The sequence below is a fragment of the Paenibacillus beijingensis genome (assembly GCF_000961095.1).
Taxonomy (GTDB): domain Bacteria; phylum Bacillota; class Bacilli; order Paenibacillales; family Paenibacillaceae; genus Paenibacillus_O; species Paenibacillus_O beijingensis.
Map to the genome: position 1 here is coordinate 3,327,298 of NZ_CP011058.1, position 24,534 is coordinate 3,351,831.

The following is a 24,534-nucleotide window of genomic DNA, read 5'->3' on the forward strand; positions in this document are numbered from 1 at the left end:
GAATAAAAGTGTACGGGGGTTCAAATGAAATTCCTGATCATTCAGCCAAAACTCGAAAATACGATTCTTCAACTGGAAAAAGAATTGAGAAATAATCCCTCAGTTAATGCTGTCATATTTCCAGAAGGATACTTGAATGAAAATGTAGAACAAGCCTGTGCTTTGGCAAAAAGTTATAATACGATGCTAATCGGAGGACATAGAAGACTGCAGGATCGTCCCAAAGATAGAGCAATCATTATTAATGCGGCAGGTGAAATCGTTCTTGACCGGGTGAAGTACAGCCCGATGCTTTTTGCTGTTGAAAATGGCTTGAAAATCGGTCATATCCTTTGTGACGAGTTAGTCGTACAAGGGTTGAAGTATAATGAAGTACATGAAATTGATCTAATTGTTCATCCGATTGGTGTGGGCATGTTCAGTGAAGAGCAATTTGAAGAATGGATAAACGAAGCGAAAAAAATAGCCGTTACGTATAGAACGATGATTATTGGCACTAGTCACGCAGACGGCTCGTTTCGGGATAGCGGTGTTTCCATACCCATTGCTTATTGCATTGATAAAAATGGCGAGGCTGTGTTCATATCTAAGAATGATATCCGGTCAAGGATATTAGATCTGGATACAAATGAGATTTCATTTTCTCAATAATCCATCACTTTTCCGGAGGTTCATGATCTTGATTAATCGTTTCCAAGGCAGTCTAATTGGATTAGCGGTGGGCGACGCGATCGGTACTACGGTAGAGTTTCAAGCTCCCGGAACGTTTAGCCCGGTTTCGGATATGGTTGGCGGAGGGGTATTTGACTTGCCGAAAGGCAGTTGGACCGACGACACATCGATGGCTTTATGTTTGGCAGAGAGTCTGATATTCAGAAAGAGATTTGATCCCATTGACCAAATGGAGCGGTATGTGAAGTGGTATTGTACCGGCCACCTTAGCTCGACAGGAGTATGCTTCGACATCGGAAATGCAACCGCCGAGGCTCTTCAAAGGTTTGAGCGTACGGGAGAGCCTTTCAGTGGATCAGAAAACCCGTATTCGGCAGGTAATGGTTCGATTATGCGGCTTGCTCCGGTTCCTTTGTATTTTTTTGAGGATCTTGCTGAGGCTGCGAAATGGTCAGGTATTAGCTCCAGAACAACACACGCTGCTAAGGAATGCGTTGACGCTTGCAGGCTGTTCGGCGTCATGATCGCTGCAGCAGCAAAAGGAATGGATAAAGAAGAGCTGCTGCATCCGGAAACGTTTGATTTTTTATGGACTCAGGAGCCGCTTGCGCCGAAAATAGGTGATATATATAAGGGGTCATATAAAAGACTTCACCCCCCGCATATTCAGGGGAGCGGATATGTCGTCAAGTCGTTAGAGGCTGCACTATGGGCATTTTATCATGGAAATAGCTTCAAAGAGGGGGTACTGTTGGCCGTCAACCTCGGAGACGACGCGGATACTACAGGAGCCGTGTATGGTCAGCTCGCCGGCGCCTTTTACGGATTGGACGGTATTCCAAAGCATTGGGCGGATCAATTGGCGATGAAAGAGCTGATTCTCGATTACTCAAGTAAGCTGCAGCATTCAATGAGCTAATGGACAATGCAAGTAGGACCGGGGGGCTAAAATGGACATTCATTTGGAGCTATTAAACGAATCGGACTTTAATACAATCGTTAATTGGATCAATCATCGTGATCAAGACTTTATGGTTCAATGGTCTGGATTGACTTATACATTTCCTCTGACAGTCGAACAAATGCAAAGCCATTATCATAAAGGGATCAATTCGCTTGACTCGGATGTGTTTATTTACAAGATTGTTGAAATAACGAGCAATGAAATGATAGGTTCTTTGCAATTGTGCCGTTTCGATTCCATGAAGAAGGAAGCGGTAATCTGTCGGTTTATTATCGGCGACTCCAGCCGGAGAGGTTCCGGAATTGGAACATTGGCGTTGAAAAAAGCCGTACAAATCGGATTCACGCAATTCGGCCTGAAACAAATCCGATTAAATGTTTTTGACATCAATAACACCGCGATCCGTTGCTATGAACGAGTCGGCTTCAAGAAAGGGAAAATGACGGAAAATGCTTATACTTCAAGCCAAGGTGTGCAATGGAGCAATTTGGAAATGATTTTGGATAAAGAAATTTGGGAGAAGAACGTCCCGGTTTCCGAATGATGCGTCGTGTTTTGTATTCGACCCCGTTGAGGTGAGCAATGAAAAAAATAATGTTTACGGGCGGAGGTTCCGCGGGTCATGTGACCGTCAATATTGCGCTCATTCCGCGATTTCTTCAAGAAGGCTGGTCCGTTGAATATATCGGCTCGGAGAACGGTATTGAAAAACAGCTTGTTTCCGCCCTTTCAGCGGTCCGATACCATGGCATTGCCACCGGCAAATTAAGAAGATACTTTGACTGGCAGAATGTCAAAGATCCGTTCAAGGTTGCGAAAGGGGTTCTCCAAGCCTATCTTCTGATTAAGCGGCAAAAGCCGAATGTTATATTCTCGAAAGGCGGGTTCGTTTCCGTTCCGGTCGTCTTAGGCGCCTGGCTCAATAAAGTTCCGTTCATTATTCATGAATCCGACGTTACGCCAGGATTGGCTAACCGCTTGTCCATTCCTTTTGCGACGGGGGTGTGTACGACCTTTCCCGATACCGAAACGTTTTTGCCCAAGGGCAAGAATCATTATGTCGGACCTGTTGTTCGTCAGGATCTAAAGCTAGGGAGTGCGGACCGCGGGAGACAGTTCTGCCAATTTACCGATAATAAACCGGTATTGCTTATTATGGGCGGCAGTCTGGGATCGCGAAAAATTAATGAAACGATACGAACAGGAATAGATGAACTTACAAAAAGATTTCAAATCGTTCACCTTTGCGGCAAAGGTCAGATCGATTCTTCGATTCATTGTCCGGAATATAAACAATACGAATACCTTAATGAAGAACTTGCGGATGTGCTGGCGATGACTGACGTCGTTATTTCACGAGCAGGTGCAAATTCTATTTTTGAATTATTAGCGCTTCGCAAGCCGATGCTGCTTATTCCATTACCAAAAGAGCAGAGTCGCGGGGACCAGCTATTAAATGCGGCTTCGTTTAAAAAGTCCGGTTTTTGTGAAGTGCTGTTCGAAGAGCACCTTACCGTCAACACGATGATAAGCGAAATTGTACAGCTATTTGGAAACCGTCAAGCTTACATCAAAAATATGGGGAACTTTGAACAGAAGGATGCGTTATCTGTCGTTTTTGAATTAATTAAGCAATCGGCAAAATAGAAAAAATGTATTGTGCTGTTTTTAACATTGGGAGGAGTTTGTTCATGAAGACGTTGTTGCTGCTCGGAAGTCTCGCTATGTTTCTTGCGGTTGCTTTAGGGGCGTTTGGGGCGCACGCACTCCGGAAAAAGCTGACCGAGGACACGATGAAGGTCTATCAGACGGGGATCCAGTACCACTTGGCCCATGCGCTCGGTTTGCTCCTGCTCGGAGTGATCGCGGAAAACGCGGATCATTCTTCTCAAGTCGTCCTTGCCGGGTGGTTCCTGCTTGCGGGAATCGTTCTATTCTCCGGCAGTCTGTATGCGCTCAGTTTAACCGGCATTCGAAAGCTCGGCATCATCACACCATTCGGCGGCATCGCCTTTTTGACGGGCTGGGTTATTCTAATGTTTGCCTTCGCATAATAGTCCGGGTGACGACAGTCTCTTGACGCCACAAAAATAGGAGAGCACTGCGAAAGGAGAAACGATGACTATACGTATATTGCAAGAATCAGATGCTCCATTGTACCAAGATTTACGATTGAGTTCGTTACAAATCAACCCGGACGCATTTGGATCCACGTATGAAAGAGAAGTGGATTTTTCATTGGAAACGGTAGCTGAGCGAATAAAACCGACAAAGGACAAATTTGTTCTGGGGGCTTTTGACGAACGTGGTTCGTTAGTTGGAATGGTGACTTTTGTACGTGTAAACAGTCTTAAAGCTGCGCATAAAGGGAATGTTTACGGGATGTATGTAGCACCGGAGCTGCGAGGAAAGAGACTTGGAAAATCACTCATGCTTGAACTAATAAGGCAGACAAGAGACTGCGATGGTTTGGAACAAATAAACTTAACCGTTGTATCTAATAACGATTCCGCAAAGAAACTATACGAATCCGTCGGATTCGAGGTGTATGGCGTGGAACGAAACGTCTTAAAATTCAACGGGAAATATTTTGATGAGGACTTAATGGTTCTAAAATTCTGATTTACTGTACTAACGGGTCATCTCAGGTCGATTTCGAATGCAACATTTATCCTCTTCTTTACGTTTAGGGTAGCAGATTCCACTGCACACTCGCGTAACGGGAGGGGGGCTGTCATGAAGAGATATTTTGTTTTGTTGGCACTGATTATTGTCTGGTTGTTGACAGGCTGCCGCACGGCTGATGGGACCGGGCAGCAGCAATCGGCATCAATGCCGGAGACAATGCCGGAAGACTTTGCCTTTTCCGTGCAATTCGGTTATGGCAGCCGGAATGAAATCAACACGTTCAATCATACCGTGACGAAAGATTTGATCGTGAACGGAACCGCCTCTGCGCCGCTGACATTCACTCCCGATGAGATAGCGCAAATTTATGCGGATATGCGAAAAATGAACATTGTCGGCGAAAAGGTGTTGAAGCCCGAGAAGGTAAACTGCAGCGTCACGCCTCACTCGGAGGATAAGTGGAAGGTACGAATAAACGGACAGATCACATACCTGCACTGGTCCGGGGAATACTGCAACGTTACCGAAGACGCCCGGCAGCTGGAACGGCTGCGGGACGATATTTTTGCGCTTGTGAAAAATAAAGCGGCCTACAAGGAGCTGCCGGAGCCTGTAGGCGGATACGCTTGATGCCACTGCCGGATCTGTACCAGCCTGGCAATTCATTACTTCATGAGCTTCTCCATAATGACATACTCGATTCCGCCTTTGCTGAATATGGACGGGGTTTGGGCCAAGCCAAATTTTGCGTAGAACGGGGCTTTGTTTTTTCTGGCGTTGCACCATATTCTTTCAATACCCATTGACTGTGCTTCGTCCAATACATATTGAAGCAGCTTGCTGCCGTAACCTTTGCCCTGCTCATGCCTGAGAGTGGCAAACTTGCGAAATTGCGCCTCATCGCCATCAACAAAAAGCGAAATGACGGATACAACCCGTTCATTGGAAAAAAGTCCGTAATGAATCCCTTCATCATCATCTTGCAATTTAACGTAATCCACATCTTTATCGGGCCACATGACCACATGCCTTAATTCCCAAGCCATTTCCTTGTTAATTCGCCTGATGTCCATAGGTATATACCCACTCTTTCTGTCTTTGCAATGTTAAACCTTGATTAGTTGTCCTGTCTTCCTCAAATCCGGTTCAGTAACTATTATAGAGCAAATCAATTCGCTGCGCATCGAGCTAAAGGAGGCTGACAACACGCTTGCTGCATGATCGATGCCTTTTCAGAGTCCGAGACAACGGGGAGATGATCCTGCCACTAAAAAAACGGTTCCGGTGCGCCTTTAAAGGCGGCCGGAACCGGAACAAATCAGGTATTTTTGTACCGTTCATAAGCCGTTTTGTAAACGTTCATGTATTGCTCCACTCCAAGCGATTGAACTTTGCTGACATAGCTGTCCCATTCGCTGAACGGAACGTCGCCGGTAATGAACTTGGCTTCCGCCTCTTTGATATACGTCTCGATATCTTTGCCGGTCGACTGCATGAATTCCGTTTCGTCTTCGGTAAAGTTGAAGTAATACCACAGTTCTTTCAGCCAGTATGGCTCGGCTTTTTTGCCGGCCTCAACGCTTTCCGGCAGCGATTCCGAACCTTTGAAATATTTTTGCTGCGCATATGCCGGGTAGCTGCCGCCGATCCAGGTCACATATTTGATCAGAGCCTGATCGAGCGTCAGTCCATCCGGATTGTTCCTGATTTCATCCTTGTATTCGAGTGTACCGTCCGGTTTCTCGTCGTACGTGACACCTTTTTGGCCCATAAAGTAGAACGTGGCGCCTTCATCGCCGTAGAAGCTGTCGATCCAGCGGAGCGTCGCTTCCGGATTTTTGTTTTTGTCCGTAATGACGAACGCACCCGGCCATACCATCGGTACTTTAATATGCGAATACATTTGATCGCCATGCGGCCCCCTCAGAGCTCCCAGACCGATATAGTTCTCCCCGTTAAACTGCGTTACCGGGCTCGGGTTAATCGTTGCTCCCACAGTTTGTTTGCCGGCTTTGGCAAGAAAGGCGTCGCTCTTCTGGGTGAACGTTTCAGGATCGATCAGACCTTCCTGATACAGCTTGCTCACATATTCAAGCACTTCCTTGAATTTCGGATCAAGACGATAGAACCGAAGCTCGTTCGAAGCCGGGTCCGTATCGACAAATTTATGCCCAAGACCGCGGTTGCCGACTCCCCAAGCACCCATCAGCTGTTCGATTAACGGAGAGATGCTCGTGCCGCTGTATGGAATTTCATCCTGCTGGCCGTTTCCGTTCAAATCGGTGTTTTTCACAGCTTTCAAGTAATTGTATAACTGCTCAGTCGTCGTCGGCTCGGGCATATGCAGCTTGTCCAGCCAATCTTTCTTCACCCACAGCGGCGTGCCGATCAGCATCGGCAGAAATTCAGGGCTGTAGAAGCTCGGAATCGAATAAATATTGCCGTCCGGCATGGTGATCGCTTTTCTAAGATCCGGGTATTTATCCAGCAGCGCTTTCAAATTGGGAGCATATTCATCAATGAGATCGTTAATTTTCAGGAATACTCCCTGCTGTCCATACTTGAGCAGATCGGGGGCAGGGACGCGGGCGGAATAGAATGCATCCGGATAGTCGCCATTGGCAAGGGCGAGGTTCCGCTTCTCCGTCAGGCTGTCAAAAGGAACAAGCTGAAAACGGACATTAATGTTGGTTTGCTTGGCATACTCTTTCCATACCAATGTGTTTTCGAAGTCATTGCTGTTTGTGGGCGCTTTACCGGTAAAAAAGGTGAGTTCGATCGGTTCCTTGACAATGGGCATGCCGGTTTTATTCAGATTGTTTTCCGGTTTGGCGGCGGCACTGTTGGTACCGGCATTTTTGCTGCCGGCATTTGCAGCGCTCGTTCCCGGTTCCGGGTTGTTTTGGCTGCAGCCCTGAAGCAATCCTGCTGCCAATACGGTGGTGAGAAGCAATGGAGTCCATTTTGTACGTTTCATCTGTTCTTGTTCGATCCCTTCTATAAATAGGTTATTTATTTCAAGGGCGGTTAACCCTTGATCGCCCCAACCATAACGCCTTTTACAAAATATTTTTGCAGAAACGGATACAGCAGCAGCACCGGCAGGTTCGCAACGACAACGAGCGCATAACGGATCGATGCGGTATCCATCACCGTTTTGGCATGCGTCGCATCTCCTGCGCCTACCATCGTGTCCATCTCCCCCTGCAGCAAAATTTCGCGGAGAAACAGCTGCAGCGGATATTTGTCCCGATCCGTCAAGTAAATCAGGGCATTAAAGTAGGCATTCCAATGTCCGACGCAGTAGAACAAAATCATGACGGCGATAATCGGCATCGACAGCGGCAGTACAATGCGCCATAACGTTTGCAGGTTGGAGCAGCCGTCAATGGAGGCCGATTCCTGAATCTCCTCCGGAATGCTGCTCTGGAAGAACGTGCGCATAATGATGATGTTCCAGACCGACACGGCGCCTGGAATAATGAGCGCCCACATCGTGTTAAGTATGCCGAGCTGTTTGACCACCAGGTACGAAGGGATCAGACCGCCGGAAAAAAACAAGGTGAACACGAAGAGGGCGGTAATGACGTTTCGGCCTGCAAAATCCCGTCTGGCCAGCGGATATGCGGCCATAACCGTCATCGCGACATTAATGGCGGTGCCGACAACGGTGTACACGATCGTGTTCATATACCCCGTTAAAATTTCCGGGTTATGGAATATTTTCGAATACCCGACGAACGAAAAGCTTATGGGCAGCAGCCACATCTCACCGCTGAGCACATCTTCGGCATTGCTGATGGACGCGCTGACGATATAAATAAGCGGGTACAGCACAACGATGCAGACGAGAGCGAGCAGGGCGTTCACAACGACTTCAAACACTTTGTCTCCGGTACTTTGTTTTTCCACTTGCGGTTCCTCTCTTTACCATAAGCTCGTTTGTTTCATCATTTTGGCAGCCCGGTTAACGAGGACGAGCAAAATGAAATTGATGACGGAATTAAATAGGCCGACAGCGGCGGAGAAGCTGTATTGGGCGCCGAGAAGCCCGGTCTGATAGACGTAGGTGGAGATCACCTCCGAGCTTTCCTTGTTTAGCGAGTTCTGCATCAGGTACACCTTCTCGAATCCGACCCCCATAATCGACCCGACGTTGAGAATAAGAAGGATAACGATCGTCGGCATAATTCCCGGAAGGTTGATGTGCCATATTCGCTTTAGTCGCGAAGCTCCGTCAATCCGGGCGGCTTCGTGCAGATGAGGATCAATGCCGGCGAGGGCGGATAAATAAATAATCGAGCTCCAGCCCATTTGCTGCCAAACTCCCGAGAAGACATATACCGACTTGAACCAGCCCGGCTCCGTCATAAACGAAATCGGTTGTCCGCCGAACAGCTTGATCAGCTCATTCAGAATGCCGTTATTCGGATGAAGGAACATGACCACCATTCCGACAAGGACGACAGTGGACAGAAAGTGCGGCGCGTAAGTGACCGTCTGCACGAAACGCCGGAAAAATTTCTGGCGAACTTCATTGATAAGCAGCGCGAGCAGAATCGGGACGGGGAAGCCGACCGCAAGCTCGTAGAGGCTGATGCCGAGCGTATTCCGGATCAGCCGCCAAAAATAATAGCTGTCGAAGAAACGCTGGAAATGCTTGAATCCGACCCATGGGCTGTTCCATATGCCCTGCGTCGCGATGTAATTTTTGAAGGCAATCTGAACGCCGTAAATAGGGAAGTAGTGAAAAATAATAAAATAGACGATAACCGGCGAAATCAGTACATACAGGTCCCAGTTGCGGCGTAAGGAAGTCAGGAGCCGGGAGCCGGTCCGTTTTTTTGCCTGGACCGAATTCAGCTGATAGGAAGAGCTTGATGTCGTATCCATCGTTTCTTTTCACCTCCTTCAAGAAAATGGTGTAAATCAAATTAAAGCCATCAATACCTACATTAATAAGAATGTTTTCATAACTTTAATGGATGAACAACAATAGTTATTGTTGATACTTTCGTTATTATGATTAATATTTGTTAGAATGATTTAAAATAGGGGTAAATAATATGTAAATATTTTACTTTAAATGACAAACGCAAATAACCCTCTATTAAAGCGGCAGCCGGAAGAGAATGGCCCGCTTTGTCATCATAGAGGGTTGCCCGTTCAATTATTCGTAGATGTTAATGAAGCAGCTTGTACCTTCATCGTAGCAGAACATGGATGGACATCCTATGGAGATAAACCGGATCAATATGGAGGAATGTTGTTTTCTCGTCCTTGAAAAATCAGTTCAATTATTTCAAAATGAAGGCATGCGAAACTGAAAGGAGGAGGCAGTGTTGCCCAGCAATGCAACATATCGGGTATCCATCAATGCACATCCCGGAAGCGGCGAGCTTGTTCCGATGTTCAGCGGTCAGGAACGAACCGATCCGAACCATCGGGTGGGGCCCAAAATTCTCGATTATTACCTTGTTCATTACGTCGTGTCCGGACAGGGCGTTTTCCATTGCAGAGGAACGGATTATCCCGTGTCTGCCGGCGATTTCTTTTTTATTTTTCCGGACGAGCTGATCGCTTATCAATCGGATGAGCTAAGTCCGATGTTTTACCGCTGGATCGGATTCAAAGGGATGGAGGCGGCCGGGCTCCTGCACCGGCTGGGGATCTCTGCGGCCGCACCGGTCGTGTCGCATCCCCGGCAGCGGCGTATGTCGGCGTTGTTTTACCAGATGGAGAAGACGTTGTATGGGGGAACCGTCGCTGACGATATGCGCGCGGGAGGACTTCTTCGGACCATTTTTGCTCAGTGGATGGATCAGGCGCATGCAGAAGGACAAAGCAGCACGGCGGCCGAATCGCAGATGGAAAGGCAGATCGGGCAGGCAATACGCTTGTTCACCCTTCAATATGAGCAGAAAATATCGATCGACTCGCTTGCACATACGCTAGGGTATGACCGGACGCATTTTTCTAAAATGTTCAAGCACTATACGGGGTTGTCGCCTCAAAACTACTTGCTTAACGTGCGCATGGAAGCGGCCAAACAGCTTCTGCAAAAGCCGATTGCGATTGAACAGGTCGCTGCTGCTGTCGGATTTGCCGACCCGCTGTATTTTTCCAAGCAGTTCAAGAAGTGGAGCGGGCAAACGCCGAGCGGATACCGCAGAGAGAAACGTCCAACCCTGTGAAGAGGATTGGACGTTTCGACCGATCAATACCGATAGAGCATAACAATATTTTGCCAACCGGTTCCGACGGTCCAAAAGATAACGTCATCGCCTCTCTTCACCTGTCCGGACTCGACCGCCTTATGTAATGCGATGAACGGGCTGCTTGTTCCGGTGTAGCCGAATTCATCGCCGATGTAGATGCATTTCTCCTTCTCCAAGCCTAGTTTCTCTTGAAGCACATTGACATACATCACTGCGAACTGGGAGAAACAGAACGCGCTGACCCGCTCCAGCGGCACGTTGTTTCGCTCCAGCAGATCGGGAATCATTTCGGCTGCAACCTTGCTGGCCATATCGGTATCGAAAGGATTCGTTACGATTTTCAATTTTTCGATCGATTGTTTATAAATATTGGAAAGGCCTTTCGGAGGGTATAACGAAGCGTTGATCGGTTCGGAGCAGGTGTAATAAGCGGAGTCTATCAGCCCTGCGTTTGCAGCGCCTTCCACCCGTTCCAGGATAACGGCGGCAGCAGCGTCTCCGAATGCGGAAAAATAGACCGCTTCCGATTCGTCCGTAATCGGAGAGACATGATCCGAGCCGATAATTAACGCCCGCTTCACGGCCGGATTGGCGGACATATAGACGCTCGCCTGCTCCACCGCGACAACCATCCCGGCGCAGCTTGCATTGGAATCCAGACAAATGGCCGAAGCCTTTCCGCCAATTTGATTGTGGACCATAATCGCATTGGTCGGGAACAGGTATTCCGGGGTTTGGCTCGAATAAACGATCATATCGATATCTTCTCCGGAGAGCCCGGCTTTGTTCAGTGCCGATTGAGCGGCGTTAACGGCCATCGTCAGCGAATTTTCCTGCTCGTTATCGATGATATACCGTTTGTCACGGCCGAGAACGGCCAAGAGATTCGTAATATCAGCGCCTTTTGCTTTCAGTCGTTCCAAGTAATAATCATTGCCGACGCTATTGTCCGGATGGTAAACGGCTACGCTTTTGATCTGAACATTGTTCAATCGGTTCTTCTCCTCTCCACCAATCACCTGAGATTTTAACTCTTTCTTTTTCCTGAACCTCGTTGCAATTCTCTTAATTACTCCTCCTTTTCCTAGTATATGGATGATTTTACCACAATGAACTTATGGATTCACCAAAAAAAGTAGAACAACCATTAATCCTTTCTCTCCCGATAGCTCAGGATACGTAATTCTCGGTATTGAACCCTATCATTCTACGCTGGAATCGAAGGTCGGCGCGGATCTTTTGTAATCATAAGCAGCCGGAAAAAGCGAAACGTCCAACCCGGCTTCAAGCGGATTGGACGTTTCTTCATTTTAAAACAGTCTATGTCAATCGATTATGAAAGCTCGGTCACTTCGACCTGTTCGGTCAATCGCAGCACGTCGCTTTCGTACACCTCTCCGGCATGCCGGGTAAGGGCGTTGGCGGCTCCGACCGCCGTCGCGAAGCGCAGCGCTTCGCGGATCGGCATTCCGCCGCGCATTGCGACCGCCATGCCCGCAACGAACGAATCGCCGCAGCCGACAGTGTTTACCGCCTCAATGCGCGGCGCATGAACCCGGTAACACGTTCCGCCGAATCCGGCGATGGACCCTGACGCTCCGAGCGTAACGATGGGGCAGGCGATGCCGGCAGCCATCCAGTGGCGAACGGTTGCGGCGACTTCATGCTCGTCGCGGACGCTGATGCCTAGCAGCGCTTCCGCTTCATCTTTGTTCGGCTTGATGAAAAAAGGTGTCGCTTCCAGCCCGTGGACCAGCGCCGCACCGCTCGTATCGAGGAAAGCGCGGGCTCCGCTTTGACGAATGAGGGCGATAAGCTTCCCGTACGTCTCGGCCGGGGCGCCCTTAGGCAGGCTTCCGGACAGGATGACGATGTCCGAATCGGTCAACCCGTCCGTCACTTTGAGCGCGACCTGCGCGAGCTCGGCTTCACCGATCGTCGGGCCGGGCTCAAGCACTTCCGTGGAGGCGTTTGTTTCCCGGGAAATAAAGTTCAGGCACAGTCTCGATTCGCCTTCCGTCTCGGCAAAGTCGTGCGCAATGCCGGCCGCGTCCAGGCCGGTGCGGATAAATTGCCCGTTGCTTCCGCCGACAATGCCCGTCGCCTGCGTCCGTCCGCCAAGCGCATGGACGACGCGGGCCGCGTTCAAGCCTTTGCCGCCGGGAACGGCGTAAACTTCCGCCGCCCGGTTCACGGACTCGGGAAGGAACGCGTCCAAATAGTAGGTTTTGTCAACTGCCGCGTTAAGCGTTACCGTCTTGATCATCGCTTGTTCGTTTCCTGCTTATATAAGCTGTCCGGCTTTGCCGATGCAGCCGCACATGCGCATTTTTTCGATCGCCATTTCCTTGAGCGCCTGCTTGGCCGGCACCATATATTTGCGCGGATCGTTTTCCTCCGGATTTTGATCGAATACGGATTTGATGGCGTTCGAGAACGCGATGCGCAGCTCGGTGGCGATGTTCATTTTGCTCATGCCGAGCGATACGGCACGGCGTACCTGCTCAACCGGAATTCCGGAGCCGCCGTGAAGTACAAGCGGAACGGAGACGACTTCGGCGATGGCTTGAATGCGGTCAAAATCGATTTTCGGCTCGCCTTTGTAAATGCCGTGCGCCGTGCCGATGGCCGGAGCGAGCGTCGCGACGCCCGTCAGCTCGACGAACCGTCTGCATTCCAGCGGATCGGCGAGCGTAGCGTCTTCTTCGCCGACAACGATCTCATCTTCAACGCCGCCGACTTTGCCGAGCTCGGCTTCCACATTGACACCTGCCGCTTTTGCCACTTCGACGACTTTGCGCGTTTGGGCGACGTTCTCATCGAACGGGGAGTGGGAGGCGTCGATCATGACCGACGTGTAGCCGGCGCGGATACATTTGACGATCAGGTCGAAATCGGTGCAGTGGTCCAGGTGAAGCGCGATCGGAATCCGGTGCAGCTTCGCTGCGGTTTGGGCTGCGGCCGCGATATAGTCGGGTCCAAGGTGCTTGACGGTGCCGACGGTCGATTGCAGAATGAGGGGCGATTCCGTTTCGGCCGCCGCTTCAACGACCGCCTGCAGCATTTCCAAGGTGTGAACGTTAAAAGCGCCGACGCAATATCCGTTCTCGCGGGCGTGCTGGAGCAAAGGTGTAGATGATACAAGAGACATGGTTGTTCCTCCTAAAGTTTTTGCGAAGCAAAAACGCTTCGTAAGGATAAGCTAAAGTTTTTGCGAAGCAAAAACGCTTCGTATGGATAAGCTTGTTCCGTAAAAAGTGGCATGCTTTTATTTCAAACAGGAAAGAAAGGTTCACGTTTCACGGCGGCAGCCGTCAGGTGGAACAGAATACCCGTAATGAATACCCGTAATGAAGGTACATCCTCCTGCTTATAGAAAGGCTAGTAGAACAATACTGAAAAACCGTTGCCATTACGGGTTGTTCTTGGATGCTAACGGAAGCAGTGGACGTTATTCCGCTCATTTTGTTCGATTTGAAAATCTAACGGAAGTATCGGACCTTATTTCTGTTTTTCGGTCTGAACATATACCATTCTAAATCGATTAAGAGCTGTCAGTTCCGTTAGATATCCTAATGGGCTCATAAATGCAAAATAAGAGCACTGACCTCCGTTAGATATCCAAATAGGCGCATTAATGCAAAACAAGAGCTACTTCAGTTCCGTTAGATCATCGGAATGTTTTTCGGAGCGATGTACTAGTTTAGCCGTGAGCTTGCATAAATGGAGCTGCCGATTACGCCTGCGTCGTCCGGCAGCTCTGCGGTCACGATTGCGGTATTTATATCGTATTGAGGCAGGACAGACCGGCGGATTTGCTCCTTCATCGGCTGGAGCAGCCGCTCGCCCGCAGCCGCCACGCCGCCTCCGATGACGACGCAGTCGGGAGAGAACAGCGTAATGGCGTAAGCGAGCCCTTTGCCGAGCAGCACGCCGGTATTGTTCATGATCTCGATGGCTAACGAGTCGCCGGCATCGTAAGCTTCGGCGATGGCTGCCGCCGTCAATCCTTCCGACGGCGACCCGTCCGCGCGGAGCAATCCGCGCAGCGAGCTGTCCGCTCCGTCCTGCAGACGGGTGAGCGCTTGCCGCACTAAGCCTGTTGCCGACGCGACCGTTTCCAGACAGCCCGTCAGACCGCAGCTGCAGACGTAAGGAATTTCGTTGAAGCAAATATGGCCCAGCTCGCCGGCCATGCTGCGGCTGCCGTAGAACAGGCGCCCATCCTCCACGAAAGCGGCGGCGAGGCCGGTGCCGACGGTTATGCCGAGCACGTGCTTGTAACCGCGCCCGGCGCCGCGCACCGCTTCGCCCAGCACATACATGCGGACATCGTTATCCACTTTAACGGGAAGGTTTAGATGCCGGGACAAAATATCGGCCACCGGCACGTTATGCCACCCCAGATTGCCGGCAAATACCGTTACGCCGCTGGAAGGATCGACGAGCCCCGGTGTGCCGACGCCGACGCATTCCACATCCTCCATCGTAAGTCCTGCGAGTTCTACGGCCTGGCGAATGATCCCGGCAATTTTGCCGAGCACATATTCGCTGCCGCGCGCCGTTTCCGTCGGCTGCTTGATCTTTTGGATCAGCAAGCCCCCGGGCGAAACGACTCCGCAGACGATGTTTGTGCCGCCGACGTCCACGCCGATCCGTACTTTCATTGATGACACCTGCCTATCTATTTTCTCTCAAACGATGGTGAAAAAGGGAGATAACTGAGCGAAGCGGTCTTTTACTCCTCTCCACGCCGATGGTGAAAAAAGGGAGCGTCTGAGCGAAGCGGGCGGATTTGAATCTGGAGAAGCGCAAGCGTTCGCCTTTGTAGCCGGATTGTAACCCTGTAAGGGGTTAGTCAATCCAGACAATCCGGCTACAACAGCGATCGGAAGATCAAATCCGCCCGCGCAGCGGGGCCCCCTTTTTCACCACTTGATCCCAAGCTCCCGCAGCCGCTTTTTCCATTCCTCATCCGGTTCCATGTCCGTAATGCACCGGTGAACGGCCGACAACGGGGCGAGGGTGAATAAAGAGGTGCGGTTCACTTTCGTATTGTCGAATACGGCGATCGTCATCTTGGAGCGCTCGATCATCAATCTGCCGATCTGGGCTTCCAGCTCGGAATAAGTGGTCAGCCCCTCGCCGAGACTGATGCCGTCGAGGCCGACGAACATTTTGCCGATGTTCAGCTTCTCCAGCACGCTTTCCGCGAGCGGACCGCACATCTCGTAGCTTTTGCTGCGCAGCACGCCTCCGGTGAGAACGGTCTGGACCGTGTCACTGTCCGCCAGCTCCATCGCGATGTTAACGGCGTTCGTGACGACCGTAATGTTGCTACGATTCTTGATCTGTCTGGCGATGTGGAACGTCGTCGTGCCTCCCGTCAGACCGATAATATCGCCTTCCTCGATAAAGGAAGCGGCTTTGACGGCAAGCGTTTCTTTAATATCCGGCAGCAGATCCTCCTTCTCGCGGAAGGACATCTCCGGGAGGACGCCGCGCTTGCTGCTCGCTCCGCCGATCGTACGGATGACGAAGTTCGCGTCCGCAAGCAAATTCAAATCTCTGCGGGCGGTCGCTTCCGAACAGGAGAAGCGCTCCATCACCTGCGGTATCGTAATTTCTCCCGTCTTCTCCACAGCCTCGAGTATTTGGGAACGGCGCTTATCGCCTTTGCTCATTTTATCGCTGGACATCGCTTACACCTCGCACTCGTCCCCGCATCCCCGCGGCTAAAGCAATCAGATTTTGACGACTTGCGTCAGGTTGCGCGGATTGTCAGGGTCGACATTTAATTTAATAGCTGTATAATACCCGAAATATTGCAGAGGTGGAAGGTACAGCACGCCGCGCGCTTCGTCGCTCAGTTCTTGGCCGCCGAGCTCGAATACCGCATCGGCAAACGCGGTGTCTTCGCCGGCGGATGCCGTTACGAGCAGCACCGTGGCGCCGTAGCCTTTCATTTCTTCGGCTACTTTCAGCTCATAGGGGCGCGGTCCTTCGGAAAGCATCAGGACGACCAGCGTGCCGGAATCGACAACCGATTTGGGGCCGTGGCGGAATTCCAGCGTTCCGTAGCTTTCGGTCCATGTGTACGTCATTTCCTTCAGCTTCAGGCAAACTTCCTGGGCCAGTCCGTAGTAGGAACCGATGCCGAGATAGATGACTTTATTGAAGTTGTTATTCTGTACAAAATCGCTGATGAACGCATCGGCTTTCCTTACGTTGTCGCCGCTCATCGCCATGACGGTTGCCATTTCCTTCGACAAATTCGGATCGCCGGAAGCGAGCGCGATTGCAGCCTGCATCATAAAGGTCATCGAGCTGAGCGAGCGCGTCATGACCGTGCTTTTTTCTTTGCCGAGCGGCGAAATGAGCGACTCGGAAATTTGCGCAAGCTTGCTGTCTTCGTAGCAGGTAATGCCGCAGACGGTCCAATTCGGAAGCTCTTTGACCGATTCGAGGGCGAGAATGACTTCGGTCGATTCGCCGGAACGGGAAACGCCGATCAGCAAAATGTTTTTATTGCGGGCGACGGAAGCGTCGCGAACGAGAAAAATATCCGAAGACGGCAGGGCGGAAGCCGTTCTGCCGGTCCATTTGCGGAAGGTCGCCGCCATCGTTTGCGCCTGATAGTAGGAAGAGCCGGAGCCGATGAAGACGAGCTCGTCATACTTCGGGTTTTTCAAATAGTTGTCCACCCAATCCTGCTGCTTCGCCAGCTGCTCCCATGCTTTGGCAATGGCCTCATCCTGTGAGGAAATCTCGGGGTACGTTAACGTTTGTTGAGGGGTCATGCTGTCACTCCTTTGACCGTTTTGGTAATTTCATACCTTCATTATACATAATAAAATGACCGAATCAATCAATATCTATGATTTTTTCAGTTTTTTTGATTGAACAAGGCGCTGGTTTTGTTTAAAATAAAAGCAAAAGATACTAGGAAATATTCGTTTATGATTGAAAACTACATTAAGAGCGGGTGTTTTGATGGAAACGGTCATTATTAACGCAAAATTGGTCAGCGGCGGCAAAACGGTGGAGGACGGGGCGCTCGTTATTCAAGACGGTGTCATTCAATACGCGGGTCCGCGTGAAGGCTGGGCGCTCGGCTTGGCCTATTCGAATAGCGCCGGTCCGGCCTACGATATCGTTGACGCCGGCGGCGGGTGGATCGTGCCGGGATTTGTCGACATTCATATTCACGGCGGCTACGGCAGCGACTTCATGGATGCAAGCGAAGAGGCGATCGGCACGATTACCCGTTTTCATGCGCAGCACGGCACGACGACGCTGCTCGCCACGACGATGACCCAGACGAAAGAGCGGATTGATGCGGTGCTGGAAACGGTCGCAGGCTACAGCCGGAGCGATGCGCGCGCGGCCAAAGTTGCGGGCGTGCATCTGGAAGGACCTTTTATCAGCCCGCGCTATCCCGGCTCGCAAAACCCGGCCCATATCGTGGATCCGGATCTGGAATGGATGAAAGAGTGGCAGAGCCGGTTTCCGGGATTGGTCAAAATCGTAACGATGGCTCCGGAACGGGAAGGGGCGCTGCCGGTTATCCGTTACGGAAGCGAGCACGGCATCGTCATGTCCGCGGGTCATACCGCAGCCGTGCGCGCAGAGATGGAAGCGGCGATTGAAGCGGGGCTGCGCCATTCCGTCCATATGTTCAACGCGATGACGCCGCTGCACCACCGGGAACCGGGCGTCGTCGGAACGATTATGGCCCGCGATGAGATGAGCGCCGAGATTATCGCAGACGGCATTCACGTTCATCCGCTGTGCGTCGGCATTATGGCCCGCCTGAAGGACAAAGGCAATCTCGTTCTTATTACGGATGCCATGTCCGCAGCCGGACTGGGCGACGGCATGTATAAACTGGGCGGGCTCGATGTGATCGTCAAGGGGCGGGAGGCCCGCCTGTACGAGGGAGACAGCTTGGCGGGAAGCACGCTGACGATGGCGGAAGGCTTCCGCTTTATGGTGCGGGAGATCGGATTGACCGTGCCGGAGGCGAGCCTGCTCGCGAGCGCCAATCCGGCGCGGATGATCGGGATGGACGGCAAGCTGGGCGATATCCGTCCCGGTTATGCGGCCGATCTGGTCTGGCTGAGCGAAGAGCTGGAGCTGAAGCAGGTATGGATTGACGGACAGCCGGTGAAGGAATACGCGGCTGTGTAATAAAAAGGTGTGTTTGTATCGCAACTGTGCGATACGAACATGCCTTATTCTTTGTTTAGGAAGTTATGCTAATCCAAGAATTGCGGATAGAGCGCATCGGCAGTGATGGGGTCGTAGGATCAGCCCGCGCGGAACGGATGGATGAACGACCTTCGAGAGCTAACGGCTAAGCCAGGATGTTATTGTGCTCAAAATGCCCGTTTGCAAAATGTAAACGGTTATGAGAGAGCTTATCTGATCGTTTCCGTCAATCAAAAATCATTTAATAGCTAATTGGAGTTGGAAGAGACGTTCGTCCTTACGTTCTTCTGGTCTTTTACTTTGAGGAATGGCTCCATGGCAAAAGCGACTCGAAAGCGTAAACTGACCATCGGATCTTTGAGACTCACACCCATTAACCTCTCACATTTGTCGAGTCGATACAACACTGTATTTCGGTGGATATACAACTGCTTGGCAGTTTCGACTAATTGGCTTTGATTATCGTAATACGCGCGAAGCGTGCGCATTAATTCGCTTTTCTCGCTGGCATCCATCGAAGAAAAGCTCTGAAACGTCTTCTCGTAAAAATGCTCCAATTCATCATTTGAAATCAACCTCAGCAGGTAACTAATGTCGTTTGAATTGTATAATTGAATAAATCCCCTTTTTTTGGTCAAATAGCCGGTTTGGAGCGCTTCAACTGCTTCACGGTATGACAAGCCGATATCCAGTACATTCGTCACCGGATTTCCTATGCCGAGCGAAATGCTCAAATTCGCTTTCTGGGACAACTCTGAAGTAATGTTGCCCAGGAGCGTAAGGAACTTTTCTTCTTCCCAATCAGAATCCTGTAATGTCAGCAATAAGCCGAATAGATCATTCTTGGTAAACATGGTAAAGGTATTCGGGATGGCGGTGAAATGACGTTTGAGCAAGTCATAATGAACATCACGGTCAGATCTCCCGATAAACGCCTCTGTGCCGCTTCCAGTTTGGCTGTCGTCTATCTTGGCCGTAATGATGAGGAACAGGGCATTGTGCTTTAAGCCGTATTTCCTGCCCAAATACAAGGCTTCTTGCTCGGAAGCGATGAACCCATCTATTAAATCCGAGAAAAATTCATTTTTGTATCTTCGGGATCGTTCTTTAACGGCCTGTTCTTTGATTGTCTCCATGCTAATGACATTGGCAGCTTGTTCGATGGCCAAGGTATATAGATTGGAAATGGTCTGCTCCTGCTGCAAGAACACGAGATAGCCTTCGTGGCGGGAGGTGATGATCGGGTGAATATCGACATGACGATATTCACCCATTTCCGGGTGAAAGAAGCAAAGTGACACAGGAGCATCCAAAACAGGCAATGTGAGCAGAGTGGACAAGACCCGAGCCATAAGCGGCTGCATGTTCTTATTCTTTAACAAAGACGAACAGTCAGAAAGTTGAAGTTTGTGGCTGAGCAACAGGACGGGCACGGATAATAGCTGCGCCAGGGACTCGACGATCTGGGAGATGCCGCCTCCTGCCATAATCATGGAAGAGAATTGCTTGTGAATGGAAAGGGCGTATTGAAGCTCGTAGCTCTTGTTATCCAGAATCAGACTGGTCGATTGCTGAAGGATGACGCCCAGCGAATGCGAGATTTCCGATATTTCGATAATGGGGAAATGGAGGCGGTCTGCTCTCTCCAAAATTGCTGCAGGAATGGACAGCGAAAACCGTTTCGTCTTTATAGCCAAGCCGGGGCAGTCCATCCGATTCATATGTTCAATCAACTCGGAAAGTACTTCTGGACGATCCTTCAAGAAATAGCCGTTGGCCAGCAAGAGCTCACGAGGCTTTAAATAATGGATAATGTCGGGGCCGTCCATGATATTAACGGATTCGACGGTTCGAGACAAGCCGCTTTCACCTGTCAGCACTTGATGCTTTTTGAAAATGTCGTGAGCCAAAAGAATATCTAGGCGCATGTCGCATCCTCCATCATCTTTTGTTAGTTATGCTAGCATCAAATGAATAAACCGTAAAGTGGTTTAGGCGGAAAGTATATAAAGAGGAGAGCAATTTGTATTTTTCATACAATGACTTTTCGAAATACTCTAGATATAATAAGGCCAAGAAGGGATTGATGGAATGTAATCTGACATTAATGCCTGTTTACGCTTAACAGAAGCAGAAGGGGGAAATGATGGGTATTCTGAAACTTGGCAATGTTAAAATCGGACATGAATTGTGCGATATCATCTTGAACCGAAAGCTTGGCATTATCGAAAAGATTACTTCGAGCGGCAAAGGGAAGAACGAATCTTGCACCGATACGTTGGAATTCAAGGATACGAAGGGACTGCTTTATATCCCCGCTTTTAAAGACAGCCATATTCATTTGGATAAAAATTTTTTGGGCGAACCTTGGCAGCCGTTAAAACCTTTCCTTTCACTTGAAGGTCAGCTGAAAAATGAAAAATCCATGCTTTCCACGCTCTCCAGCTCGCCTGCAGTGAGGGCGAGGCGGTTGCTTGATCTGCTTCTCGATCGAGGTACCGCTTCCATTCGCACACATGTGGACGTCGATCCGGACATCGGTCTTTCGTACTTGGAAGACATTTTGCGTGTTCGAGAGGAATATCGCGGACGCATGAAGATGGAGATTGTCGCCTTTCCCCAACAAGGGCTGATTCGATCGAATTCGTTGTCGATCATGAAGGAGGCGATGCGTGCGGGCGCCGATTTGGTGGGCGGAGTCGATCCGGCCGGATTGGATCAGCAGGTGGATCGCAGTCTCGAAGCGATGTTTGAACTCAGCGCGGAATTTCACGCTGGAGTAGACATGCATCTTCATGACCCCGGGCATCTCGGCGTTTATACCATCGAGAAGTTTGCAGATCTGACCAAGCAAGCGGGTAAGGCGGGTAGGACAGCGGTGAGTCACGCCTATTGTATGGGTCAAGTGTCGGAGGCGGAATCATTGGACCTTGCCCACAAGTTAAAAGAAGCCGATGTTGGGATTATCACCAGTGTTCCGATCGACCATCCAATGCCTCGTGTCGATCAGTTATTGAATACCGGAGTTCAAGTCCATATCGGCTGCGACAATATCTTGGATGCGTGGAGCCCGTTTGGCAATGGCGATCTATTGGCTCGAGGCTCACGTCTTGCAGAGAAATTCAAATGGAGAATGGACCACGAATTAATGAGGATCTTACCGCTGATCACTTCAGGAGATCCAGAACCGAAAGCAGGTGATCCCGCGAACTTTATCCTTGTTGAGGCAATGAACAGTATGCATGCAGTCGCATCCGTTCCTAAACGGGAAGCGGTGTTCGTGAACGGCCAGCTTGTCGGTGGAGAATGGATGAGCAGCAATAAAGAACTAACTAATATTGAAACGAGGTAGATGGAATGGATCGATTTCATGTTTCCGCAACCGGGCACTCGCCCACGTATTTTCCTCATTATCTGGCTGAAGAATTAGGGTATTTTACAGATGTTGACCTAAATGTAACGATCGATGTACCGAAGCCATGGGATCTCGTACTGGATAATCTCAACAACGGTGTCTCTCAAGCGGCACTGGGGGGAATTTGGGTTCCTGCCATGTATAAATCCCGAGTCAAAGATTACTTATCCTTCGCCCAATTATGTGCACGTTATACGATTGAAATTGTGACACGTGAACCCGTGGAGTCATTTGATTGGAATTACTTTACGAACAAGCTGGTATTAGTTGGAGGGCTTGGTGCGGGTCCGGGCCGTACGGTGTTTCTAAAAGGCGTCCTTAAACATGCCGGTATCGATTTGTCAACCGTTCGGTTTATCGATGGGTTATCCACATCCATGTTTGCTGAGTTATTTGGCGGGGGTCAGGGTGATGCTTATGCAGTCGATACGTTAACCGCGGCCGCACTCGTTCGCGATGGTATCGGTTACCATACCGCAAGCGTGACGAATCCTGTTCCTGCAAGCGTCTATTATACTCTGCCGGAAGTGCTTAATCGAGAAGATAACTTGATTGGGAGGTTCACACTGGCCATCCAGAGAGCAACCACATGGATTCGGGAGCACGATGCCGAGGATGCCCGAGACCTTGTCAAACAGAATTGGCCTGATGACGTGGATCGGATGATCGAGTTTCTCAATATGTACAAGCACCAGTTGTGGGACGAAAGTGTGCTGATCAAAGAAAGCGAGTTGTTGGCCTGGCAGCAAAGTTTGGCATGGGCCGGCTTAATTGAGAAACCATTTCCCTATACCGAATTGGTGACTACAAAGCCTTATGAATTTACGGTAGCTCAGTTAGCTAAATAAAAAAGAAAAAAGGGAGATGGGAAGATGAAATTCAAATTTTTTCATTGGAGCATGTTGATCTTAACCCTTGTTGTCTTTGTAAGCGGCTGTGGAAATTCCGGAACGGATAAAACCCAATCAAGCGGGAACACGGCCGGGACGAGTGAGGGAACATCAGGAGAAGCTTCTAAGGAGAAGGTCAAACTAACGCTGTGGGTTCAATCGAAAGACTGGAATGTAGAAGAAATCAAGAACAGATATGCGAGTAAATACCCCAATATTGAATTGAATTTTGAGGATAATCCGATTTCCGGATACGTTGCAAAAGTAGAATCCGCTATACTTGGCGGTACCGCCCCCGATCTAATCTCCGCGGATACGCAAATCCTTGCCACTGTCGCAGGCAAAGGCTTGCTGGATACATGGGATGAAGAAAAGAAAACGCTGAATGAATCGGATTTTTCCCCATCCATATGGGAGTCAAATATTATTGATGGGAAAATGTATGGACTTCCTTACTTCGATATGTCGCAGGCCATTGTTTACAATAAAAAGTTATTCGATCAGGCAGGTATTCCGTATCCGAAGGAAAATTGGACGCACGAAGAAATGCTTGAACTTGCCCAGAAGCTTACGATCCCTGGCAAACAATATGGCTTTGCCCTTGCTGCTGAGCCATCGAATCCTGGCGGTTTCATTACCTCTTTTGGGCCGGTATTATGGGCGTTCGGCGGCGATTTCTTAAATGCGGACAATACAAAGGCGATGATCAACAGCCCTGAAAGTGTGAAAGGCATTCAGTTCTGGTCTGAGCTTTATACAAAATACAAAGTCACACCACAAGGGACAGTCAACTTCGATACCGAAAGAGATGGATATCCTTTGTTTGTCAACGGAAAACTTGCCATGATGCCAGCCTATACGTACACGGTTGATCTTTTGAAACAACATCCGGAATTGGAGTGGGGTCTTCAAGTAGCGCCTGATAAGGTGGGGAAAGGAAATGGCTGGTCGTTCGCACTTCCTAATAATGCAAAACATAAAAAAGAGGCTCGCGATTTTGCAATGTGGCTGCTTCAACCGGAAAATCTGACGCTCACCAACCAACAACCATCCCGTATGTCTGCCGCGAATGTATCTCCTTGGAATACACCGGATTATAAAATCTTTTTCGAAGTCGGACAATACCAACGGAACGTGCCGACGATTCCACAATGGCAGGAAATACAAAATGTAATTTTCCCGGAATTGCAGGCGGTACTGGCTGGAAGCAAAACGCCTCAGAAAGCTGCGGATGATATGGCGTCACAAATCAATACCATACTCGAACAATCACATTAAAACAAGTTTCATTCTTATGGACTTATTGAAATCTGCACACTGTCAGTCGGGAACGACCGGCTGACAGTGTTGCAGATTTCACAAGAAACGAGGAAGGAGGATGTGAGATGAGCACATTTCAGAAAACACTTCGTACTAAAGGCCCGGTCTATCTTTTGATTTTTCCTTGTTTGTTCGTTCTCTGCACCATGATGTTCTATCCCATTTATCAGACTGTCGTATTCAGTTTCTCCAAAATATCGTTTCCTTCGTTTAGTT

The 24,534-nt window shown here is 49.7% G+C and carries 23 protein-coding genes; 12 read left to right on the forward strand and 11 right to left on the reverse strand.

Annotation, left to right across the window (positions count from 1 at the left end; translation table 11 throughout):
• The first annotated feature begins 24 nt into the window (after positions 1-24).
• The 7 genes from VN24_RS14985 (at position 25) to VN24_RS15015 (ending at position 4,894) form a co-directional block, all read left to right on the forward strand.
• Positions 25-651, forward strand: a complete 627-nt coding sequence (locus VN24_RS14985) for a hypothetical protein (RefSeq protein ID WP_045671051.1) — start codon at positions 25-27, stop codon at positions 649-651.
• Positions 652-673: 22 nt separating this feature from the next.
• Positions 674-1,591 carry an ADP-ribosylglycohydrolase family protein gene (locus tag VN24_RS14990; RefSeq protein ID WP_045671052.1) on the forward strand — a complete coding sequence of 306 codons (918 nt, stop codon included), beginning with the start codon at positions 674-676 and terminating at the stop codon, positions 1,589-1,591.
• A gap of 31 nt (positions 1,592-1,622) precedes the next feature.
• A complete protein-coding gene (locus tag VN24_RS14995; RefSeq protein ID WP_045671053.1) occupies positions 1,623-2,180 on the forward strand; it encodes a GNAT family N-acetyltransferase in 558 nt (185 codons plus the stop codon).
• Positions 2,181-2,218: 38 nt separating this feature from the next.
• On the forward strand, positions 2,219-3,283 hold the full coding sequence (locus VN24_RS15000; protein ID WP_045671054.1) for an undecaprenyldiphospho-muramoylpentapeptide beta-N-acetylglucosaminyltransferase: 1,065 nt from the start codon (positions 2,219-2,221) through the stop codon (positions 3,281-3,283).
• Between the two features lie 44 nt (positions 3,284-3,327).
• Complete coding sequence (locus VN24_RS15005) at positions 3,328-3,690, forward strand: DUF423 domain-containing protein (protein ID WP_045671055.1); 363 nt, start codon at positions 3,328-3,330, stop codon at positions 3,688-3,690.
• A 64-nt stretch (positions 3,691-3,754) separates the two neighbouring features.
• The gene (locus tag VN24_RS15010; RefSeq protein ID WP_045671056.1) at positions 3,755-4,258 is read left to right on the forward strand and encodes a GNAT family N-acetyltransferase; all 504 of its coding nucleotides are present in this window, start codon (positions 3,755-3,757) and stop codon (positions 4,256-4,258) included.
• A gap of 114 nt (positions 4,259-4,372) precedes the next feature.
• Positions 4,373-4,894, forward strand: coding sequence for a hypothetical protein (locus tag VN24_RS15015; protein ID WP_045671057.1), 522 nt, complete (start codon positions 4,373-4,375; stop codon positions 4,892-4,894).
• Positions 4,895-4,929: 35 nt separating this feature from the next.
• Here VN24_RS15015 and VN24_RS15020 read toward each other — a convergent pair whose 3' ends face one another.
• The 4 genes from VN24_RS15020 to VN24_RS15035 all read right to left on the reverse strand — a co-directional run bounded on the left by VN24_RS15020 (position 4,930) and on the right by VN24_RS15035 (position 9,157).
• Positions 4,930-5,337, reverse strand: coding sequence for a GNAT family N-acetyltransferase (locus VN24_RS15020; protein ID WP_045671058.1), 408 nt, complete (start codon positions 5,335-5,337; stop codon positions 4,930-4,932).
• Between the two features lie 245 nt (positions 5,338-5,582).
• Complete coding sequence (locus VN24_RS15025) at positions 5,583-7,241, reverse strand: extracellular solute-binding protein (RefSeq protein ID WP_045671059.1); 1,659 nt, start codon at positions 7,239-7,241, stop codon at positions 5,583-5,585.
• 50 nt (positions 7,242-7,291) lie between these two features.
• The gene (locus VN24_RS15030) at positions 7,292-8,176 is read right to left on the reverse strand and encodes a carbohydrate ABC transporter permease (protein WP_045671060.1); all 885 of its coding nucleotides are present in this window, start codon (positions 8,174-8,176) and stop codon (positions 7,292-7,294) included.
• Positions 8,177-8,191: 15 nt separating this feature from the next.
• Positions 8,192-9,157, reverse strand: coding sequence for an ABC transporter permease (locus tag VN24_RS15035; RefSeq protein ID WP_082083783.1), 966 nt, complete (start codon positions 9,155-9,157; stop codon positions 8,192-8,194).
• A 449-nt stretch (positions 9,158-9,606) separates the two neighbouring features.
• Between VN24_RS15035 and VN24_RS15040 the strand changes: the two genes are divergently transcribed.
• The gene (locus VN24_RS15040; protein ID WP_052702977.1) at positions 9,607-10,458 is read left to right on the forward strand and encodes an AraC family transcriptional regulator; all 852 of its coding nucleotides are present in this window, start codon (positions 9,607-9,609) and stop codon (positions 10,456-10,458) included.
• A gap of 23 nt (positions 10,459-10,481) precedes the next feature.
• On the opposite strand, the gene VN24_RS15045 is transcribed toward VN24_RS15040, so the two are convergent.
• From VN24_RS15045 to VN24_RS15070, 6 genes are all read right to left on the reverse strand, one after another.
• Positions 10,482-11,474, reverse strand: a complete 993-nt coding sequence (locus VN24_RS15045; protein WP_045671062.1) for a 3-oxoacyl-[acyl-carrier-protein] synthase III C-terminal domain-containing protein — start codon at positions 11,472-11,474, stop codon at positions 10,482-10,484.
• Between the two features lie 341 nt (positions 11,475-11,815).
• A complete protein-coding gene (locus VN24_RS15050) occupies positions 11,816-12,748 on the reverse strand; it encodes a 1-phosphofructokinase family hexose kinase (RefSeq protein WP_045671063.1) in 933 nt (310 codons plus the stop codon).
• Positions 12,749-12,766: 18 nt separating this feature from the next.
• Positions 12,767-13,633: a class II fructose-1,6-bisphosphate aldolase gene (gene fba, locus VN24_RS15055; protein ID WP_045671064.1), complete on the reverse strand. Its 867-nt coding sequence runs from the start codon at positions 13,631-13,633 to the stop codon at positions 12,767-12,769.
• A gap of 547 nt (positions 13,634-14,180) precedes the next feature.
• Entirely contained in the window at positions 14,181-15,149 is a 969-nt protein-coding gene (locus VN24_RS15060) for an ROK family protein (protein ID WP_045671065.1), read from the reverse strand.
• Positions 15,150-15,410: 261 nt separating this feature from the next.
• Positions 15,411-16,181: a DeoR/GlpR family DNA-binding transcription regulator gene (locus VN24_RS15065; protein WP_045671066.1), complete on the reverse strand. Its 771-nt coding sequence runs from the start codon at positions 16,179-16,181 to the stop codon at positions 15,411-15,413.
• A 45-nt stretch (positions 16,182-16,226) separates the two neighbouring features.
• On the reverse strand, positions 16,227-17,282 hold the full coding sequence (locus VN24_RS15070; protein WP_045671067.1) for an SIS domain-containing protein: 1,056 nt from the start codon (positions 17,280-17,282) through the stop codon (positions 16,227-16,229).
• Between the two features lie 193 nt (positions 17,283-17,475).
• On the opposite strand from VN24_RS15070, the gene nagA reads away from it, so the two are divergent.
• Entirely contained in the window at positions 17,476-18,672 is a 1,197-nt protein-coding gene (gene nagA / locus VN24_RS15075; protein ID WP_045671068.1) for an N-acetylglucosamine-6-phosphate deacetylase, read from the forward strand.
• 269 nt (positions 18,673-18,941) lie between these two features.
• Here the strand turns inward: nagA and VN24_RS15080 are convergent, their stop codons facing one another.
• On the reverse strand, positions 18,942-20,621 hold the full coding sequence (locus VN24_RS15080; RefSeq protein ID WP_052702978.1) for a PucR family transcriptional regulator: 1,680 nt from the start codon (positions 20,619-20,621) through the stop codon (positions 18,942-18,944).
• Positions 20,622-20,836: 215 nt separating this feature from the next.
• Here VN24_RS15080 and VN24_RS15085 point away from each other — a divergent pair, with 215 nt between their 5' ends.
• From VN24_RS15085 to VN24_RS15095, 3 genes are read left to right on the forward strand one after another with little or no spacing between them, the layout of a single operon-like run.
• Entirely contained in the window at positions 20,837-22,045 is a 1,209-nt protein-coding gene (locus VN24_RS15085) for an amidohydrolase family protein (protein WP_045671069.1), read from the forward strand.
• Between the two features lie 5 nt (positions 22,046-22,050).
• The gene (locus VN24_RS15090; protein ID WP_045671070.1) at positions 22,051-22,956 is read left to right on the forward strand and encodes an ABC transporter substrate-binding protein; all 906 of its coding nucleotides are present in this window, start codon (positions 22,051-22,053) and stop codon (positions 22,954-22,956) included.
• A gap of 24 nt (positions 22,957-22,980) precedes the next feature.
• Positions 22,981-24,276, forward strand: coding sequence for an ABC transporter substrate-binding protein (locus VN24_RS15095; RefSeq protein ID WP_045671071.1), 1,296 nt, complete (start codon positions 22,981-22,983; stop codon positions 24,274-24,276).
• Positions 24,277-24,534: the final 258 nt, after the last annotated feature.

Excerpts from the sequence above, each read along its gene's own strand:
- VN24_RS15070 (WP_045671067.1), bottom strand. The coding sequence starts at position 17,282 with ATGACCCCTCAACAAACGTTAACGTACCCCGAGATTTCCTCACAGGAT.
- VN24_RS15010 (WP_045671056.1), top strand. The coding sequence starts at position 3,755 with ATGACTATACGTATATTGCAAGAATCAGATGCTCCATTGTACCAAGAT.
- VN24_RS15050 (WP_045671063.1), bottom strand. The coding sequence starts at position 12,748 with ATGATCAAGACGGTAACGCTTAACGCGGCAGTTGACAAAACCTACTAT.
- nagA (WP_045671068.1), top strand. The coding sequence starts at position 17,476 with ATGGAAACGGTCATTATTAACGCAAAATTGGTCAGCGGCGGCAAAACG.
- VN24_RS15090 (WP_045671070.1), top strand. The coding sequence starts at position 22,051 with ATGGATCGATTTCATGTTTCCGCAACCGGGCACTCGCCCACGTATTTT.
- VN24_RS15060 (WP_045671065.1), bottom strand. The coding sequence starts at position 15,149 with ATGAAAGTACGGATCGGCGTGGACGTCGGCGGCACAAACATCGTCTGC.
- VN24_RS15020 (WP_045671058.1), bottom strand. The coding sequence starts at position 5,337 with ATGGACATCAGGCGAATTAACAAGGAAATGGCTTGGGAATTAAGGCAT.
- VN24_RS15005 (WP_045671055.1), top strand. The coding sequence starts at position 3,328 with ATGAAGACGTTGTTGCTGCTCGGAAGTCTCGCTATGTTTCTTGCGGTT.
- VN24_RS15015 (WP_045671057.1), top strand. The coding sequence starts at position 4,373 with ATGAAGAGATATTTTGTTTTGTTGGCACTGATTATTGTCTGGTTGTTG.
- VN24_RS15080 (WP_052702978.1), bottom strand. The coding sequence starts at position 20,621 with ATGCGCCTAGATATTCTTTTGGCTCACGACATTTTCAAAAAGCATCAA.
- VN24_RS15035 (WP_082083783.1), bottom strand. The coding sequence starts at position 9,157 with ATGGATACGACATCAAGCTCTTCCTATCAGCTGAATTCGGTCCAGGCA.
- VN24_RS15000 (WP_045671054.1), top strand. The coding sequence starts at position 2,219 with ATGAAAAAAATAATGTTTACGGGCGGAGGTTCCGCGGGTCATGTGACC.
- VN24_RS14985 (WP_045671051.1), top strand. The coding sequence starts at position 25 with ATGAAATTCCTGATCATTCAGCCAAAACTCGAAAATACGATTCTTCAA.
- VN24_RS14990 (WP_045671052.1), top strand. The coding sequence starts at position 674 with ATGATCTTGATTAATCGTTTCCAAGGCAGTCTAATTGGATTAGCGGTG.
- VN24_RS15095 (WP_045671071.1), top strand. The coding sequence starts at position 22,981 with ATGAAATTCAAATTTTTTCATTGGAGCATGTTGATCTTAACCCTTGTT.
- VN24_RS15025 (WP_045671059.1), bottom strand. The coding sequence starts at position 7,241 with ATGAAACGTACAAAATGGACTCCATTGCTTCTCACCACCGTATTGGCA.
- fba (WP_045671064.1), bottom strand. The coding sequence starts at position 13,633 with ATGTCTCTTGTATCATCTACACCTTTGCTCCAGCACGCCCGCGAGAAC.
- VN24_RS15065 (WP_045671066.1), bottom strand. The coding sequence starts at position 16,181 with ATGTCCAGCGATAAAATGAGCAAAGGCGATAAGCGCCGTTCCCAAATA.
- VN24_RS14995 (WP_045671053.1), top strand. The coding sequence starts at position 1,623 with ATGGACATTCATTTGGAGCTATTAAACGAATCGGACTTTAATACAATC.
- VN24_RS15085 (WP_045671069.1), top strand. The coding sequence starts at position 20,837 with ATGATGGGTATTCTGAAACTTGGCAATGTTAAAATCGGACATGAATTG.